The organism is Gammaproteobacteria bacterium (genome assembly GCA_041395725.1).
GTDB lineage: Bacteria > Pseudomonadota > Gammaproteobacteria > Pseudomonadales > Pseudohongiellaceae > NORP240.
On sequence record JAWKZW010000001.1, the window covers coordinates 3,834,388 to 3,851,265 of the forward strand.

Genomic DNA, 16,878 nt, shown 5'->3' on the forward strand with positions numbered 1-16,878 from the left:
CGGGAGCCTGGAGAGTCAGAACCAGTTAATTACCCGGCTGGCGTCGCAGCAGAGCCTGACAAAGTCAGTCATGGAGACTGTTGTGACGGAAGCCTGTGTGCGATCCTGCAGCCCACGGGCCGCCAGGTCTTCCCGCAAGGCATACACGGAGAGTTCGCCCAGTTGTTCCAGAAGCGTCGCGTCCATCGCGCAATAGACGCCGTCTTCCAGCAGTATCAGGCTGTCACCGGCCTGACAGGCGCGCAGACAAAGCGCCAGTAGCGCAGGGTTATTCAATGTATGCAGGTGGCTCACAGGGAAAATACCACATCGGCGGTCCGGATCAGGTTGCTGACCTGATGACTGTCCAGGATGTCGGCCGCTAAGATCAGATCGCTGGCTGACAGGTTTCTCTGCTCCAGAGACTGGCGGTCTACATAGACTTTTTCAACGCCGTAGAGTGCCAGTGCCTGCAGATTGGCTGTCAGGTTCTTGTTGTTGATCGAATCGGGTTGCTGCGATGTCAGTAACTGATAGACACCATCGTCCAGGAACAGGTAGTTGATTGTCTGCTCGTAGACGGCATGAGCCAGCACCAGCTCCAGACAGACCTGAGCGTTATCCCCGCCATAAGGGGCGTGGCGGCTTATAAAGGTTATTGATTTGGGGGCAGGGGTGGTCATGTTCAGCCGAAATTCAGTACCCGATCGGAGTTCTGCAGGGCGTCCACCAATTGGCCGAGACCCGAAATGCTGGCCCGTTCTGACAGGTTGCTGGCTGTCTTTTCGTAGCGTCTGGCTTCCTGGAGGTCGATGACCCCCCGCTTCAGTGCCGAGGTCACACAGGCAACTGCGTCGATTTCAAATTTCTCTATCAGTTTATCCCACTCAGCCTGCAGGGATTGTTCATCCTGACCCACCACCGCAAGTTGATTAAGATTGTGTACGCCGTCCCGGAAAAAAAACAGCCGGTAGACTTCATGGCCCTCGCTCAGCAAAGCCTGGCAGAAGCGCAGGGCCGAGTGAGCGCCTTCGCTGCTGTAGGGTGCCGAGTGTATGACTACGGAAAATTTCACTGTGTCTGCCCTGCAAACAAAAAGCCCCGTCAGAACGGGGCCTTGTTTATCATTAAAACCAGTCCGATTTATTCGCGACCGGTAAGCGCTCCAAGCAGGTTCAACAGGTGAACGAAAATGTTGAAGATGCTCAGGTAAAGAGAGATGGTGGCCAGGATGTAATTCCTCTCACCGCCGTTGATGATCCGGCTGGTATCGTAAAGAATGAAGCCGGACATGATCATGATGACGGCAGAAGAGATAGCCAGGCTCAAGGCCGGAATCTGCAGAAACATGTTGGCAATCATAGCCACGACAGCCACGATCAGGCCGGTCATCAGGAAGCCACCCATATAGCTGAAGTTCTTGCCAGTGGCCAGTACGTAACCAGACAGGCTAAGAAAGATGAGGGCAGTGCCACCAAGCGCCTGCGCCACGATCATTCCGCCGTTGGCATAGACCTGCAAGTAAGCAGAAACCACCGGACCGAGCGCGCCACCCATCAGACCCGAAAATACAAAAACCCAGAACAGCCCCTTCGAGGAACGGGCGGTGGCCTGCACGACAAAGGAGGTGATGAAACCGCCGATCAGCAGTACCAGTCCCATGCCTTGAGAGACTTGCAGCATCATCGTGGCCACGGCGCATACGGCGCTGAAGAAAAGCGTCATGGATAACAGCATGTAGGTATTGCGCAGCACTTTGTTGACCGCCAGCGCAGAATCCTGGCCTCTGGCAATGCTGTTCAATTGGACTTCGTTCATATACGTCTCCGATTAAATGACTGAAACTGTTATCAACCCGGTGTTCGTGCTGCTGACTGATCCATTGGGGCGGAGCCCTGATTTTTCAAGCAGTTAGCGGACAAAAAGTAGCCACTAAGGAGTAATACGCCGGGGCGTTGATCAAAGATCAATCATACTGGCTGGCTGTCCAAAATCAATGCATTTCGTCGCTTTACGACCAGTAAACCGGGGCCCCTGACTCAAACTGGCGCCATTGACCTGCAGTTAGACCTTTGCCTCTTCGCAGCATTGGTGTAAGATTCTGGCCCTGTCGCGGAGGGGTGGCAGAGTGGTTGAATGCACTGGTCTTGAAAACCAGCGAGGGTGAAAGCCCTCCGAGAGTTCGAATCTCTCCCCCTCCGCCACTCGAATAATCTATCCTATTGATATATAAGAATAATAAATCTACAAAGCGCAATCAGTCCCCCATCCAGCCCCCTTGCATAGCTTCCGTACGACCCTGACCGTGTCTGAGATTGGAATACCGCTAATTGGGCTGCAAACCATTTGCAGCGTCGAATTTCTCAGTTCTTAAAATCAATATCGATATTCCTGTCCACCCTCTGAAGCTCCTTTAGATTTGGGGTGTCTTCCCATTTTAGTTAATATCACTGGTGTCGTGGTTATAGCCAAAAAAATGAATCAGATCGTCATCTACTTCTGGCTCACCAGAACGATAGAGTTCTTAGCCATGCAGATTTGAATATAACAATAACGCAGGACCATCTAAAAAAATGGCAATAAAGAAAACCGCTCTCTACTCCTCCCTCTGGTCCAGTTGCGACGAACTCCGCGGCGGTATGGATGCCTCCCAGTATAAGGACTATGTCCTGACCTTGTTGTTCATAAAGTATTTATCCGAAAATGCCAAGAATGAGAAGAGGTTCGTTATCTATGTACCCAAAGGTATTGAATTTGGAGATAGCTAATGTTGAGATGAAAACTCAAGAGGGGGGTATGAGAGACCCGACATGCAAGCAGCGGTCGGGTCGGATTAGGTACTAAAGACCTTATTGTAGTAACGGCTCTCACCCCGGATAACCACAACGCATTCGATACTACACAATAATCGTGAGAGAGGAAAGCTCATGGTCAAATCGAAATCAGCCGTCTTACCTTATACATTAGGGCTGGATATTGGTATCGCCTCGGTAGGTGCCGCGTTACTCGGGGAAGAGCGCATCCTGGGCTTACATGTACGTACCTTCGACAGGGCCGAGACTAGTAAAGAGGGAGAGTCTCTTAATAAGATCCGCCGTGAATCCCGCCTTACTCGACGCCGCATCCGCCGCCGAGCCCATCGTCTACTGCGGTTGCGGCGGCTCTTTCATCACTATGGTTTAATCAGTAGCGCATCTAGCACCTCAACCTTTACGGACACCGTATCCCCCTGGCAGCTGCGTGCCGAGGGGCTGGACCGATTACTAAAATCTGAGGAATGGGCGGCAACGCTATACCACCTTGTCAAGCACCGGGGCTTTCAGTCGAATCGCAAAAGTGAAGCCAAGGTCGATGAAAAGGTGGGGCAAATGCTGAGTGGTGTTAATAGTAACCGTCAGCTTCTGGAAGAATCTGGTTTGCGAACCATGGGAGAGCTGGCCTCACGACATCAGGCATTCACCGAAGCAAAGCGCAATAAAGGTGGTAGCTACAGTCATACTTTTTCCCGCTCAGACCTGGAGATAGAGCTGAGAGTGCTTTTCGCCCAGCAGCGCAAACTGGGCAATCAGTTCGCCACAAAAGATCTGGAAGAGGGGGTGCACACGTTGTTGATGGCGCGCCGGCCAGCCCTTTCTGGCCTAGACTTGCTAAAAATGGTGGGGAATTGTACTTTTGAACCCGATGAGTTCCGCGCACCAAAGGCAAGCTATAGTGCAGAGCGTTTTGTCTGGCTGACTAAGCTCAACAATTTACGTATAAGCAGTATTGGCGAGACCCGCGCCCTGAGCGAAGAAGAGCGGCACTTGATTTTGCCGATGCCATTCACCAGGGCTAAAGTCACTTACAAGCAAGTGCGTACCGCACTCAAGCTGCCGGAGCATATGCAATTTGTCGGGCTGCGCTACCCCAGTAGATCTGACAGCGGAAAAGACCCGGAGACAGCCACGTTTTTCGAAGCGAAGGGATTTCAAGTCTTGCGCAAGGCATACAATAGTGTGGGGCTCGAGCTGGAGTGGCAACGTGATAGCCAGAATCCCGAGCGACTCGATGAGCTTGCCTATGCTTTGACCGTATTCAAGGAGGATGACGAGGCTCGTGTGTGGCTCGCAAAGAAAGGCATCGAAGAAGATATCGTAGAGGCCGTACTGAACTACACATTTAGCGACTTCGTGCGGCTCTCCACTACGGCACTGCTTAAAATCTTACCGCATATGGAGGCGGGCAGGCGGTATGACGAGGCTGTGCGGCTGGCGGGCTACTCACATCACAGTCTTTTGCCCCGGTCAGATAGGACTCTCTACATACCACGGTTTGGCAAACAGACCATTACCAACCCGGTGGTGGCCCGAGCTCTTAATCAGGCACGTAAGCTAGTTAACGCTATTGTTCGTGAATATGGCCCACCTGGTTCTGTGCATATTGAACTGGCACGTGACCTGAGCCGTCCCCTCGATGAGAGGCGCAAGATCCAGAAAGAGCAGGAGGATTACCAAAAGGCTAAAGTAGGTGATATCGATACTTTTGAAGAAAATTTCGGCTTCATTCCTAAGGGCGTACATTTAGCTAAATGGCGTCTCTACCGTGAACAGGCTGGAAAGTGTGCTTACAGCCTCACCCCCCTAGACCTAAATCGCCTTTTTGAGGACGGCTACGCTGAAATAGACCACGCCTTGCCCTACTCTCGCAGCTTCAACAACGGCATGAATAATAAGGTGCTGGTGCATACCGCTGAAAATCGTAATAAGGGTAACCGCACACCTTACGAATATCTCGGCGGAGAGAATGAGAGCGAGCAGTGGCACGCTTTTGTCAGCTGGGTAAATGGCACTAAGGGTATCCGTCAGCAAAAACGGCGTAACTTGTTGCGCAGGGATTTTGGCGCTGAGGCCGCATCCGAGTTCCGAGAACGGCACCTTAACGACACTCGCTATATCGCCAGAGAATTTAAACGTATGGTAGAGACGCACCTGATGCTAGCAGACGAGAGTGGCAAGCAGGGCTGCGTAGTGGTATCAGGCCAACTCACCGGCTACCTCCGGGCTCGCTGGGGGCTCCTCAAAGTGCGGGAAGAGGGCGACAAGCATCACGCCCTCGATGCCGCCGTTGTCGCCGCTTGCAGTCACGGTATGGTCAAACGTCTCTCTGACTATGCGAGAAAAGGCGAACTTAAGCACGCCCGCAGTCATCATGTCGATCCAGAGACCGGTGAGGTCATCGACATCGCTGCTCTTCGCACCCTTGATAAACACTTCCCTCAACCATGGCACCACTTCAGAGACGAGGTTATCGCCTTGCTCGCCCCGGATCCGGTACCCCTGCTAGCCAGGCTGCCCGCGTATAGCGAAGAGATCATCAAAGGCATCAGGCCCATACGCGTCTCCCGGGCCCCTACCCGACGCGGCCTCGGTGCAGCCCATCAAGAGACCATTCGTTCGGCAAAATACCTGGAGCAGGGTAAGAGCACCGTGAAGACGCCGCTGGACAAACTTAAACTCAAGGATCTACCTAATATCGTCGGATATGACGACCCTCGTAACCGCCAGCTCATTGAGGCGATCGAAGAGCGGTTGCAGGAGCATGGGGATAACGGTGAAAAGGCTTTCAAAGAGCCACTCTACAAACCTGGCAAGAACGGTAAGACCACGCCCCGCGTGCGCAGCGTAAAACTCTTTAGCGTGCAGAAGAGCGGCATGAAGGTGCGGGGCGGCATTGCTAATAACGGCGATATGGTGCGGGTAGATATTTTCACCGATGGCAAGAAATACTCCGCAGTGCCGATCTACGTGGCCGATACGGTGAAGGCTGAATTACCTAATCGGGCTGTTGTGGCATACAAATCAGAGGATGAGTGGACTCTCATTGATGAGAAACATCAGTTTATGTTCAGCCTGTACCCGAATGATTGGGTCTCTGTTGCCACCAAACCCAATGCACTACCCCAAGAGGGGTACTTTGCTGGGTTAGACCGCGCCACGGGTGCTATTAGTATTTGGTCACATGACCGAAACCAATCAGTCGGTAAAAATGGGCTGATTCGAGGTATCGGTATTAAGACTGCCCAAAACCTAGAAAAATATCATGTTGATATGCTAGGCAATCTGCACCGGGTCCAACGAGAGGATCGCCAGCAGATGATACCTAAGGCTTAGTGCTATGGCATGGCGCAGTGTGGTCATCACCCGTCCCTCTCGCCTCAAGTGTAAACAGCGGGCGCTTAAAGTGGCGCAGGAAGATGGCGAGGTGAGCATTCCACTGGAGGATATTTCGGTGTTGCTGCTTGATAACCCGCAGATCACCCTAAGTGCGCAACTCCTCGCTGCCTGTGCCGAGCAGCAGATCGCCGTCATCACCGTGGGGGCTAACCATCATCCCAACGGGCTGCTGCTGCCCCACCTGCCCCATAGTCGTGCTCTCAAGGTGATGAAAGCGCAGCTAGCGATGGGCCGCCCGCAACGCAAGCAATTGTGGCAAGGTTTGGTGCGGCGGAAAATTCACAACCAGGGGGCGGTGATAAGTCACTTTGGAGATTCGGGCCTCGGTAAGCGCCTCGCCGGCTTGGCTGAGGAAGTTAAATCCGGCGACAGCGAAAACTTGGAGGCCCAAGCAAGCCAGCTCTATTTCCCCGCACTGTTCGGCATAGGCTTTAGTCGCAAGCAGGAGCGCCTCCATAACGCAGCACTCAACTACGGCTATACAGTGATTAGATCAGCGCTAGCCCGCAGCCTGGTTAGCTACGGCTTCAATACTGCCTTCGGCCTGCACCATCACAGCGAGCAGAATTCCTTCAACTTAGCCGACGACTTGATTGAACCATTCCGCCCGCTGCTTGACGCTTATCTACTGCAGAACTTTCCCGAAGAAGATACAGAAGGACTGACCCCTACCCACAAGGCGACACTGGTCAATGTCCTCCATCAGGATATCCCGATGGTTGATTCCGAAGGCTTAATAAGCCGTAGCAACTTACTTGCTTCCACGGAAGCCGTAGTCATCAGTCTGAGCCAGCGTCTAGGTGATGGAAGCCACCAATTACACCTTCCAACATTCAAGCCGGATTAGCCCCACGTTGTGAGCAAGGAGACCCGACGATTCATGCGCCTGCTGGTATTCTTTGACCTGCCTACACTCACCCGAGAGGATAAACGGGCCTACACTTTGTTCCGCAACTTCCTGCTCAAGGACGGCGACAGCGAAACGGCACATTACTACACTTTACTGACTAACAACGCTTACACAAATATTTCTCATCTGTTCAACAATGAGGAACGCCGCCTTCCAGAAGAGGACACCGTAAGCCTGGCCTATGACTTTATCGGCGCATATCCGGAAATTCTCGTACGGGTGACCATTGCCCAACTCGCGGATTTTGTAACGCAGGTGCAGGCTCTGGGTACAGAGGAGGATTACGGGAGACTGCTGGACGACTTTGGTATCCGCCGGTCGGATCCTGAATTCTGGCAAATTGCCGACGCTATGCACGAGGCATTCCTGACCCGCAATCCTGTCGAGGGTGGCCTTTTCGATTTCAATCGCCTGGAAAATCGTTAGAGATTTACAGCGAACCTCAATGCGGTACGCTGACGCCAGGCAACAGTCGACCGTTTGATGTCGCGCCGCCTGCTGACCGGTAAATGATCGGTACCTGAGTAAAAAACCCCGGATTGTGACCAATCCGGGGTTTTTAGAGTTCCAGCGCTCAGAGTAGTGCCGTCAGAGTACAGGCTTACTGACCACCAGTGCTATAGGCTGATAGGCATCAAAGGCTAACTGCCTTCCATAAACTCTACGTGAATCTCCAGCTCGATCTCATCGCCGACACCAAAACTGGTAAACCGATCGACGCCGAAGTCAGAGCGAAGAAATTCAGCACTGGCCGAAAAACCCAGTGTGTAGCTGCGAGTCAGGAAATTACGGCCACCACCATGAAAATCGATTTGCAGATTGACCGGAGCCGTGACACCGTGGAAAGTCAGATCGCCGGCGAATACAAACGAATTTTCCCCGGTTGCCTCAACAAACGAAGTGGTTCGATAGATCGCCTGGGGGTAAGTCTCCGCATCAAGCCAGCTACCGCCCCGCAGTTCTTCCTCGAACTCCGGCAGATTCACATCAATGGAGTTCATGTCCACAATCACTTCAAGACTGGAGTTCTCGATATTCTCCGGGTCAAAATCCAACGTCGCATCGAATTGAGTGAAACGGCCAATGAAAGTCGAAAAACCCAGGTGGTTTATCTTGAACAGCAATGCTGCGTGATCGGTATCCAGCGTGTAGGCACCCGAGCGCAGCTCTGCTATATCAGTTGTTTGGCCGGGCGTCAGGAGACGATCACACGACATCAGTAACGCCGAGCAGGCCAGGATCAGTGAAACCCGACCGATGTTGGAAAATAATCTGCTAGTCATCTAATTAACCTATCTAATTACTGCTGGATTGCGTAGACATCGACCTCAATGGTCACTTCGTTTGGAACTTCAGCGGTATTCGCCCAGTAACCCTGGCCCACGCCGTATTCAAGGCGCTGAATAGTCACTTCACTGGTCAGATGGAAACAGACCTGGCCATCACAGGTTTCCACATCAAGCATGAACGGAAAGCTGATTGGATGGGTCTGATCGCGGATAGTCAGTGTGCCGTCGGATACGAAAGAATTGGCAGACTGTACGCTGCAATTCTCGGCCGTAAAAGTGGCCGTCGGCCAGGTATCCACGTCAAACAGTTCATAGTCCAGCAGATAGTCTTTGACTTCCGGCGAATCAACATAGACATCGTTGATGGGAATAGTGACCTGAAATTCACAGGCACTGGGTCGTAATGGGTCGATGTCGAATGTCGCCTGGACGTTTCTGAACTCACCCTGAAAAGGTTCACTGCCGTACGAGTATTTGAAGATGACAAGGGACTGCGCCGGGTCAAGTTCCCAGTTGGCAGCGCGGGCCGGTAAGGAAGCCAGAACCAGAACCGAGGCCAGCATCAAGGTATGAGATAAAGTTCGCATGATGTATTTACTCCTGATCAATAAAATTACGGTAATGCGTAGGCGACCAGTTCAGCAGGCTGGCCTCCACCACCAACGAACATGGCTACATATTGCTTGCCTGCATGCTCATAGGTAAAAGGTAAACCGGACTGCAGGTTTGGCAATTCAATTTCTGCAATTCTTTCCCCGGTCTGCTTGTCCACAGCCCTGAAAATAGGCTGAGCCCCGGGACCGCCGGTTCCTTCCGCGACAAACAGCAGGGTCTTGGTCAACAGGACTCCCGCTCGCGTCGGGATGCCGGTGGCAGGGATGTCAACGCCCTCTAACAGGCGGTGATTGGCGAGGCGTTCAGGGGTATCGGCATTGGCGATCATCCACAGATGGTCACCGGTATTCATATCGATAGCCGTAACCCGACCGTAAGGCGGCTTGACGATCTCCAGGCCCTGGACCCGGGGTACCCGCACGCCGAACGCCGCGCTGTATTCGAGATCGGACTCCTCATCTTTCTGCAGTGACATCACCGCCAGTGCAGTACGGGACGGGACATAGAGGATTCCCGTTTCCGGATCCATGGCTGCCCCTTCCCAGTTGGCGCCGCCCGTAGCTGACGGTAAGGCCAACACGCCGCGGGTACCATCCGCGGCATCTGCCAGAGACGGGGGAGTGTAGACGCTGGGCGCCAGCCGGAAACCTTCAATGGCTTCCAGCGCCAGCGCGCGGATTTCCGGTGTCCAGTCGATCAGGTCATCCTCGGTAAAGCCCTGCCGGTCAAAAGGAGCCGGGCGGGTAGGAAAGGGCTGTGTAGGGGAGTACCACTCGCCGGGGACATCGCCAGCAGGGACAGGCCTTTCCTCGATAGGCCAGATCGGCTCACCGGTCTGACGATCAAAGGTGTAGACCCAGTTTTGCTTGGTTACCGACATCAGTATTTTGCGGCCGCTGGGCAGGTCGGCCAATACCGGCGCTGAAGGAATATCCCAGTCCCAGATATCATGGTGGGTTAACTGGTAGTGCCATTGGCGCTCACCGGTCTTGATGTCCAGCGCAACTATGGAATCTGAAAACAGGTTGTCGCCCGGGCGATCGCCACCGAAACGGTCACCGGTAGCGGACTCAACTGGCAGGTAAACCAGGCCGAGTTCAGGGTCGCCCGACATTGGTGCCCAGACACCGGCGTTACCGGTAAACTCGACACCCTGATCGAGCCAGGATTCGAATCCATACTCACCCCTTTCCGGAATGGTACGGAACGTCCACAGCAGCTCTCCGGTACGGGCATCGAAGCCACGCACGTCACCTTTGACGTTGGCCTTGGAACGGGGACGCATACCGACCCGGTGTGCCGCGCCTACCACGATCACATCGTTCATCACGAAGGGCGCAGCCGACAGACCGATATCCGGATACGGGAAGCGTGGATCATCGGCATTCCGCAGACCGACAAACAGATCAACAATGCCGTTGTCACCGAAATTCGGATCGGGGATACCTGTCTCTGCATCCAAAGAAACCAGGTGATAACCCGGGGTGACATCAATCACCCGGGATTCGTTGCCGTCGCTCCAGAAAGCGACACCCCGACCGGCGCCCTTGCGGGGCGCTTCGTCAAATCGCTCGCCTTCCTGCGGGCGCCACAACCACAAAACCTGTCCAGTTGTCGCATCCAGCGCCACCACGTTGCGGGTGCTGGCTATGTTGGCGTACAACACCCCATCAACCTCGAGGGGTGTTGAAGGATTGTTGAAGTCGGTGGTGGGACCAAAATTCTCTGTTGAAAAGCGCCAGGCCAGCTCGAGAGAGCCAACGTTTTCAGAATTAATCTGGTCAAGCGGCGAGTAACGTTGGGCAAATTCATTGCCATGGTATTGTGGCCAGTCACCTTCATAAACGCTGGTGCCTGTTTGGCCCCATGCCAGGGAAACGCAGGCTAGAGTGCCGGCGCTGACGATGAATGACGAAATCAATCGGTTTCTTGTTTTCATCTTGGACTCTCTCGATATTGTGTCTTTAATAGTGCGCGGTTATGGATTAATGCCAGCTTAACACCAGGGTACGGGGTAACTTGTGCGCGCAAATTCCCCAACTCGCCATTCCGTTCGCTGAAGAAGGCTACATCAATCGGCGATAACTCAGGTTTTACAGTAGCCAGAGATCGGGTCGCGAAGGATAACTAATCTGCTATCCACAAGCAAGCCCGATACGACAACCTGTTTGCATTTAACATAGATATTTCAATTAGTTAAAGACAACCAGGAGGGAATATTTTGTAATTCTTTGTAACTGGTAAAATTCACGCACCCGATTCAGCGGAACTGATTTACGTAAAAGAACACGAAACACCCGGGGACAGAACTTTCCCGGGAAGAGAAGACCAGTTACCTCCCCTGGTTGCCTGGATAACCGCGACCCGGAAACCGTCGGAATACCCGAGGACAGGCGCGGGTTCCCTGGCGCAAGCCCAGGTACAAGGTACTGGCAGTTGATGTCTGTAAACCAGTTGATTACACGTACACAAAGATCCACCACTCCGCCCCCTCTACAACCCCGGAAATCTCTCATTCCGGACCTGAGTAAGAAAATCATCCTATGCTGCCCTTCAAGGATAAATCTGTTGAATTCAAGTCATCTGGCGTTGAGAATCTCACCCCGAATGGCAGACATCCAGCACTAACGCTCGAGTTTCAGTCGTGGCAATGGCCCCCCCACGTCGTGTAACAATTTATCACTCGGATACTGTAACCCTGGTGATATCTTGAGAAGGGACCGGCCGACAGGTTAAGACTCACTGGCATCAGACATGTTCATGTCACGCATCAGTCGCATGTAACTGACAGGGAGAGGCTTGGATTTAAGGTCGTATTCCCGGCACCGTGTAACAACAGAGCTGGCATACTGCAATATAAGCGGACGAGAAATCAAAATTGACAAAAGCTGTCTCACGAAATTTTCTCCTGAATCGTTACAGCCTGCTATGCCAGAGGACTCGTCTGAAGGCCAGAGCATTGTGGTAATTGAGCAGAGGCTCCTTAGAGTTAATACAGTATAAAGAATGAATAAAATGTAGAGATCGTAAACCGCCCAGGGATAGGCTCTACAAAAAGTCGATTTTCAAAGCATTACATCAGCATCCGAGTCAGGGGCAGAACATACCGCTGATCGAAATGATGTTCCACAAGCAAGCTTGGAGACACCCAACAAATGAAACCACTAATTCTTCCTATATTTCCTGAACCAATCGTCGCTTATAACGACGTGGAAGTTGACCTGGAAAAAATTCACGGCTTGTATGACAAACAGGAGTGGAAAAGCACAAATTCTGAAGACAATGCTGATTATTTCCTGCAGATATCCAAAAATCTGAAAGTATTGGACGAAAATGCGAATTTAAAAAAGGCATTTGTAGACATTATCAACGACTACACAAAAAACGTAATGTTGTATGAGAATACCTTTTATATGACGACATCCTGGTTTACTAAAACCGAGAAAAACAAGATTTCGGTTTTACATAACCACGGCAACGCCATGTTCAGTGCGGTGTATTATTTTGATTTACCGGAAGGAAAAAAGTCGAAAATAACTTTTGAAAAGCCTGTCACCAATCAGTTTGATTTAAAGCCCACAACCTACAATGTTCTGAATGGCCCATCCTACGTTTTCGAACTGGGTAACGATACGGTATTAATATTCCCCTCCTATTTAAAACACAAAGTAAACCGACATGAGAATGATGCAATGTAACCGCAATTTCTACACCATACGATGCGGCAGTAGCGCTTCAATCTCCTCAAGACTAATGGCCTTGGGCAGTTCTGTAAACACATGCCGTAAGTAGCGATAAGGCTCGATGTTATTCGCTTTGGCTGTTTCAATCAAACTGTATAGATTTGCCGTCGCCTTGGCACCGGCCACACTGTCGCAGAACAAATAATTCTTGCGACCCACCACAAAGGGGCGAATGGCGTTTTCCACGAGATTGTTATCAATCCGCAGATCGCCATGCTCGACGTAAACAATCAGGCCAGGCCATTGCTTGTGCAGATAGTTTAACGCCTTGCCCAGCGCCGACTGTTTTGGCACCAGCGGTAAATGTTGATCCAGCCACTGTCGTAAGTCGTTGAGTAGTGGAACAGCCTCCTGCTGTCGCTTGGCTCTACGCTCATCACTTGTTAGCTCTGCGGCTTCGCGTTCGAGACGGTACAGCGCACGGATCTTTTTCAGTGCCACCCCTGGCAGCGAGGCAGGATCAGGTTTTAGCTGTGACTTTAATGCCTCATCAAACTTGCGCCGCGCATGTGCCATGCAACTCAGGCGCGTCATGGAGGGTGTGGCACATACTTTCGCATAACCCTCATAGCCATCAGTCTGGAGATAGCCTGCAAAGCCTTCCAGCAGTCGCACAGGCACTGCGTGACTGCGGCTGGGGTCATAGTCATACAAAACTAGCGGATGTTTCGGCGGCCCACCTCTTCGTACCCACAAATACGACTTACTTTGCGCCTTGCGGCCCGGTTCCTTGAGCACCTGAATCGTGGTTTCGTCCATGCCGATGTAATGCCCGGCAAGTATCTGTTCATTCAACAGGTTGATCAGTGGTTGAATCGCTATACCCGCCTTAATCATCCACTGGGCCATTGTGGACCGGGGTAAATCAATGCCGCTGCGCCGTAGCTGTTTCTCTTGCCGGTACAGGGGCAAGCTATCCACATACTTGGCGGTGACGATGTGCGCTAAGGTACCCGCAGAGGCCATGGTTTTGGGCAATAACTGCGGCGGCATAGGTGCTGTTTTAATTTGCCCGTCACACTGCGGGCATCCATAAATGGTTTTGATATGGCGCAGCACCTGGATTTGTGCCGGAATGATATCCAGCTGTTCGCAGGTTCGTTCACTAATCGGAGCCATCGTGCTTTGGCACTGTTCACACTGGCAGGCTTCGTCTTCCAGGGTGTGAATAACGTTGATTCGTGGCAGTTCAGGCGGCAGTGGTTTCCGGCGGCCCCGGTTTCTGCGATGGGCGGCCACGATCATTGAATCGTCGTCTTCCTGAGCGGAGACTGTAGTTTCGTTATCACCGTCAATGAAAGGCGCGATAGCTTCACCGGCTAACAGCGACAACTGATCAATATTGAATTTTTCACTGCGCGCACCGAAGTGCTGGTGACGGGATAGTCGAATCTGTTCCAGTAAGTTCTGGATAAAGTCTTGCTGATGGGATAACTGGGACTGCAGTGTCTGGCAGAGTGTCCGTAGCGTATCGTAGTCATTGGGCAAAGCAGCATTTACCATGGGTGGATTATACCGCTGCTGTGTTTGCAGAAACACAGAAAACACCTACAAAACCCGGTGATGCGGCAAGTAATCGTGTCCTTGCATCACGGTCAGGTTGTACCCGGCGAGCAGCCAATCAATCTGTTGCGTGTTCAGTTCGACCACAGACCTCGGTAGTGAAGCAGGCCACTGGAAACGGGATTTATCCAGTCGTTTCATGAGCAGTGCAAAGCCATTGCCTTCCCAGGCCACCATTTTGATGAGCGTACGCCCCCGATTGCAAAAGATAAACAATTGCGCGCTGAATGGATCGAGCGCCATCTCCGCTTCTACGATGGCGACTAGACCGTTAATGGATTTGCGCATGTCCACTGCATCGCGATACAAATGAATGCGCGCATCTGGTCCGGGGCGTATCATGATACCTGTCGGGCCGCATTCATCAGATCTTGCAGCAGGACGCTATCAACACGGCCTTGCAGTTCCAGCCGAAAGCCATTGGGCATTACCAGCGTAGCAGAGGCCGCGTTGCCCATTGAGACTACTGGCACCACCGGCACAAAGCCGCGCTGTTTGTGTGAGGCCGGTAAATGGCCCAAGTTAATCAGTCGCGTTTTCCAGGCGTAGAGGTCTTTAGCCTTGAGTTCACGTAACTTAGCGTACTCAACTATCGAACTACCATTGGCCGCCGCACTGTTCAGATGATCCAGCCAGTGTTGCTGGCGTTCGGTGATGGGCTTGGTTGGCATGACGTGCTCCTGTGAGAAAACACGAGCATGGCAGGCTTCGAGCTAGGCCGGTAGGGTGCACTTTATGGAGCGCTTACAGGACGGCTACGATATGATCCAGTGGTCGGTATATGGTCGTGTGGTCAACGGCTTCGACAATATGGAGACCCACTTCAATAGATTAGTTGCTAACCTACCACCGGAGGGGTCAGTGCGTTGCTTACAGGTGAGTGAAAAGCAGTTTGCGGGCGTGAAACTGCTCGTCGGCGAGCGGAAAAAACAAGAAAAAATCGTCAACTCGGCCCAGCTAGTGCTCTTGTGAATCAGAAAAAAAGAACCGAAATCCCGCGCCAGGTCAGGCAGGGCGCGGGTATCGGAGCAGCGTATTGTAGTCATCCGGGGTGAGAGAGGGAACTACAACAGGCTCTGGCGTGGCAAGCCCAGCAGGTGAATTGTAGTCATCCGGGGTGAGAGAGGGAACTACAACTTCATAGGTGGTGTAGTGGTGATCGCATTTATTGTAGTCATCCGGGGTGAGAGAGGGAACTACAACGTCAGAGTAGTGGCAAGCTGCATCATTACAATTGTAGTCATCCGGGGTGAGAGAGGGAACTACAACGATCAGCGAATGGACGCTCAAAACGCTTAAATTGTAGTCATCCGGGGTGAGAGAGGGAACTACAACGGGAACAAGCAGCACAGCAGTTAATACAGGATTGTAGTCATCCGGGGTGAGAGAGGGAACTACAACCACGTTGTCTACCTGATCGATGGCAAAAACATTGTAGTCATCCGGGGTGAGAGAGGGAACTACAACCCTCACACATGGGACCGTCTATTACGGATAATTGTAGTCATCCGGGGTGAGAGAGGGAACTACAACAAAGACGTCCCGGTCAAACTCACTCTTCGAATTGTAGTCATCCGGGGTGAGAGAGGGAACTACAACTTGGCTCAGGCCACGGCCTCGGCCATCGATATTGTAGTCATCCGGGGTGAGAGAGGGAACTACAACAGCGAGGTACTGACTGTTATTAGAAAGAACATTGTAGTCATCCGGGGTGAGAGAGGGAACTACAACAGCTGGAGTGACAGATACAGGGCAAATTGTATTGTAGTCATCCGGGGTGAGAGAGGGAACTACAACGTATCTTGCGTGTTGAATATCTCCACCGTAACAGTTTGTTAAGAAAAAAGAAGCACCGTCACCGGTGCTTCTAAGTCACAACAATCCAGCCTCAGCAAACGATGTGCATTCGCCAAAGCCAACGACAATATGATCCAGCACCCTCACGTCTACCAGCTCCAGCGCTTCCTTCAACCGTTGGGTTATTTGTTTGTCAGCCTGGCTTGGCGTGGTCATACCGGAAGGATGGTTATGGGTGAATATAACGGCCGCAGCGTTCAGCTCGAGGGCTAACCTGACTACAGCTCTGGGATGGACGCTAGCGCTGTTCACAGTCCCTCTGAATAGCTTTTCAAAGCGGATCAGGTTGTGCTGGTTATCCAGGAATAGACAGCAGAAATGCTCGTCCTTCTCCTCGGCTATCTGAAGTTGGCAGAACTGCTTTACAGCCGCTGATGAGGTTAGTGCTTCACCAGTGACGAGCATGGTTTCAAGTATTCCAATAGCTTCGCTGATGATATCTCTCTGTGCCTGGGAATAGTCCAGGCTCTGGCTTTCTGTTTCTACTAAATTGCTCGAAATTGATGGCATATCTGTGGCTCCTGTGAGTACGTATACACGGGCAAGAATGGGATTTGGGCACATAGCTGCCAGGGAGTGACGAAACGCCTCTCTCGGTGCTGCTGGCCCGTCTCACAAGCGAAGCGGCGAAAGCCAGGAATTGGAAGGATGATGAATGTCCAGGAAGCGACATATATCTGATCAGGACTGGTGTTTGGATTGCTTGTTGG

At 52.1% G+C, this 16,878-nt stretch carries 16 protein-coding genes, 1 tRNA gene, 1 pseudogene and 1 CRISPR repeat array; of the genes and pseudogenes, 7 read left to right on the forward strand and 11 right to left on the reverse strand.

The genetic code is table 11. The features are described from left to right. Nucleotides 1-15: 15 nt before the first annotated feature. The 4 genes from tusB to R3F50_16955 form a co-directional block, all read right to left on the reverse strand. Nucleotides 16-294, reverse strand: a complete 279-nt coding sequence (tusB, locus tag R3F50_16940; protein ID MEZ5491977.1) for a sulfurtransferase complex subunit TusB — start codon at nt 292-294, stop codon at nt 16-18. Continuing rightward, nucleotides 291-662 carry a sulfurtransferase complex subunit TusC gene (gene tusC / locus R3F50_16945; protein MEZ5491978.1) on the reverse strand — a complete coding sequence of 124 codons (372 nt, stop codon included), beginning with the start codon at nt 660-662 and terminating at the stop codon, nt 291-293. The genes tusB and tusC overlap by 4 nt, the downstream gene beginning before the upstream one ends. Before the next feature lie 2 nt (nt 663-664). Beyond that, on the reverse strand, nt 665-1,054 hold the full coding sequence (gene tusD, locus R3F50_16950) for a sulfurtransferase complex subunit TusD (protein MEZ5491979.1): 390 nt from the start codon (nt 1,052-1,054) through the stop codon (nt 665-667). Between the two features lie 68 nt (nt 1,055-1,122). After that, nucleotides 1,123-1,797 carry a Bax inhibitor-1/YccA family protein gene (locus tag R3F50_16955; protein ID MEZ5491980.1) on the reverse strand — a complete coding sequence of 225 codons (675 nt, stop codon included), beginning with the start codon at nt 1,795-1,797 and terminating at the stop codon, nt 1,123-1,125. A 296-nt stretch (nt 1,798-2,093) separates the two neighbouring features. Between R3F50_16955 and R3F50_16960 the strand changes: the two genes are divergently transcribed. The 5 genes and pseudogenes from R3F50_16960 (at nt 2,094) to R3F50_16980 (ending at nt 7,527) form a co-directional block, all read left to right on the forward strand. Continuing rightward, nucleotides 2,094-2,183 (forward strand) — tRNA-Ser (locus tag R3F50_16960). A 369-nt stretch (nt 2,184-2,552) separates the two neighbouring features. Further along, nucleotides 2,553-2,726: pseudogene (locus R3F50_16965) on the forward strand (type I restriction-modification system subunit M N-terminal domain-containing protein). A 180-nt stretch (nt 2,727-2,906) separates the two neighbouring features. Beyond that, entirely contained in the window at nt 2,907-6,128 is a 3,222-nt protein-coding gene (cas9, locus tag R3F50_16970) for a type II CRISPR RNA-guided endonuclease Cas9 (GenBank protein ID MEZ5491981.1), read from the forward strand. Between the two features lie 4 nt (nt 6,129-6,132). Further along, nucleotides 6,133-7,038 (forward strand): type II CRISPR-associated endonuclease Cas1, encoded by a 906-nt coding sequence (gene cas1 / locus R3F50_16975; GenBank protein ID MEZ5491982.1) that lies wholly within the window; start codon nt 6,133-6,135, stop codon nt 7,036-7,038. A gap of 9 nt (nt 7,039-7,047) precedes the next feature. Continuing rightward, nucleotides 7,048-7,527, forward strand: coding sequence for a fatty acid cis/trans isomerase (locus R3F50_16980; protein ID MEZ5491983.1), 480 nt, complete (start codon nt 7,048-7,050; stop codon nt 7,525-7,527). 215 nt (nt 7,528-7,742) lie between these two features. On the opposite strand, the gene R3F50_16985 is transcribed toward R3F50_16980, so the two are convergent. The 3 genes from R3F50_16985 to R3F50_16995 are packed head-to-tail and all read right to left on the reverse strand — an operon-like array spanning nt 7,743 to nt 10,944. Then, nucleotides 7,743-8,384 (reverse strand): YceI family protein, encoded by a 642-nt coding sequence (locus tag R3F50_16985; GenBank protein ID MEZ5491984.1) that lies wholly within the window; start codon nt 8,382-8,384, stop codon nt 7,743-7,745. A gap of 17 nt (nt 8,385-8,401) precedes the next feature. After that, nucleotides 8,402-8,977, reverse strand: a complete 576-nt coding sequence (locus R3F50_16990) for a YceI family protein (protein ID MEZ5491985.1) — start codon at nt 8,975-8,977, stop codon at nt 8,402-8,404. Nucleotides 8,978-9,003: 26 nt separating this feature from the next. Beyond that, entirely contained in the window at nt 9,004-10,944 is a 1,941-nt protein-coding gene (locus R3F50_16995) for a PQQ-binding-like beta-propeller repeat protein (protein MEZ5491986.1), read from the reverse strand. Nucleotides 10,945-12,160: 1,216 nt separating this feature from the next. Here R3F50_16995 and R3F50_17000 point away from each other — a divergent pair. Continuing rightward, nucleotides 12,161-12,703 carry a putative 2OG-Fe(II) oxygenase gene (locus R3F50_17000; protein ID MEZ5491987.1) on the forward strand — a complete coding sequence of 181 codons (543 nt, stop codon included), beginning with the start codon at nt 12,161-12,163 and terminating at the stop codon, nt 12,701-12,703. Between the two features lie 9 nt (nt 12,704-12,712). Here the strand turns inward: R3F50_17000 and R3F50_17005 are convergent, their stop codons facing one another. From R3F50_17005 to R3F50_17015, 3 genes are read right to left on the reverse strand one after another with little or no spacing between them, the layout of a single operon-like run. Next, nucleotides 12,713-14,287 carry an IS66 family transposase gene (locus tag R3F50_17005; protein MEZ5491988.1) on the reverse strand — a complete coding sequence of 525 codons (1,575 nt, stop codon included), beginning with the start codon at nt 14,285-14,287 and terminating at the stop codon, nt 12,713-12,715. Nucleotides 14,288-14,296: 9 nt separating this feature from the next. Then, nucleotides 14,297-14,653 (reverse strand): IS66 family insertion sequence element accessory protein TnpB, encoded by a 357-nt coding sequence (tnpB, locus tag R3F50_17010; GenBank protein MEZ5491989.1) that lies wholly within the window; start codon nt 14,651-14,653, stop codon nt 14,297-14,299. Then, a complete protein-coding gene (locus R3F50_17015) occupies nt 14,650-14,982 on the reverse strand; it encodes a hypothetical protein (protein ID MEZ5491990.1) in 333 nt (110 codons plus the stop codon). Before R3F50_17015 ends, tnpB begins: the two co-directional genes overlap by 4 nt. Before the next feature lie 64 nt (nt 14,983-15,046). Here R3F50_17015 and cas2 point away from each other — a divergent pair, with 64 nt between their 5' ends. Beyond that, nucleotides 15,047-15,283 carry a CRISPR-associated endonuclease Cas2 gene (gene cas2, locus R3F50_17020; protein MEZ5491991.1) on the forward strand — a complete coding sequence of 79 codons (237 nt, stop codon included), beginning with the start codon at nt 15,047-15,049 and terminating at the stop codon, nt 15,281-15,283. A 63-nt stretch (nt 15,284-15,346) separates the two neighbouring features. Beyond that, nucleotides 15,347-16,108: a CRISPR direct-repeat array (repeat unit 36 nt; unit sequence ATTGTAGTCATCCGGGGTGAGAGAGGGAACTACAAC). A 75-nt stretch (nt 16,109-16,183) separates the two neighbouring features. On the opposite strand, the gene radC is transcribed toward cas2, so the two are convergent. Next, nucleotides 16,184-16,678, reverse strand: a complete 495-nt coding sequence (radC, locus tag R3F50_17025; protein MEZ5491992.1) for a DNA repair protein RadC — start codon at nt 16,676-16,678, stop codon at nt 16,184-16,186. Between the last annotated feature and the right edge of the window lie 200 nt (nt 16,679-16,878).

Excerpts from the sequence above, each read along its gene's own strand:
- tusC (MEZ5491978.1), bottom strand. The coding sequence starts at position 662 with ATGACCACCCCTGCCCCCAAATCAATAACCTTTATAAGCCGCCACGCC.
- R3F50_16955 (MEZ5491980.1), bottom strand. The coding sequence starts at position 1,797 with ATGAACGAAGTCCAATTGAACAGCATTGCCAGAGGCCAGGATTCTGCG.
- cas9 (MEZ5491981.1), top strand. The coding sequence starts at position 2,907 with ATGGTCAAATCGAAATCAGCCGTCTTACCTTATACATTAGGGCTGGAT.
- cas1 (MEZ5491982.1), top strand. The coding sequence starts at position 6,133 with ATGGCATGGCGCAGTGTGGTCATCACCCGTCCCTCTCGCCTCAAGTGT.
- R3F50_16985 (MEZ5491984.1), bottom strand. The coding sequence starts at position 8,384 with ATGACTAGCAGATTATTTTCCAACATCGGTCGGGTTTCACTGATCCTG.
- R3F50_16990 (MEZ5491985.1), bottom strand. The coding sequence starts at position 8,977 with ATGCGAACTTTATCTCATACCTTGATGCTGGCCTCGGTTCTGGTTCTG.
- R3F50_16995 (MEZ5491986.1), bottom strand. The coding sequence starts at position 10,944 with ATGAAAACAAGAAACCGATTGATTTCGTCATTCATCGTCAGCGCCGGC.
- R3F50_17000 (MEZ5491987.1), top strand. The coding sequence starts at position 12,161 with ATGAAACCACTAATTCTTCCTATATTTCCTGAACCAATCGTCGCTTAT.
- tnpB (MEZ5491989.1), bottom strand. The coding sequence starts at position 14,653 with ATGATACGCCCCGGACCAGATGCGCGCATTCATTTGTATCGCGATGCA.
- R3F50_17015 (MEZ5491990.1), bottom strand. The coding sequence starts at position 14,982 with ATGCCAACCAAGCCCATCACCGAACGCCAGCAACACTGGCTGGATCAT.
- cas2 (MEZ5491991.1), top strand. The coding sequence starts at position 15,047 with ATGGAGCGCTTACAGGACGGCTACGATATGATCCAGTGGTCGGTATAT.
- radC (MEZ5491992.1), bottom strand. The coding sequence starts at position 16,678 with ATGCCATCAATTTCGAGCAATTTAGTAGAAACAGAAAGCCAGAGCCTG.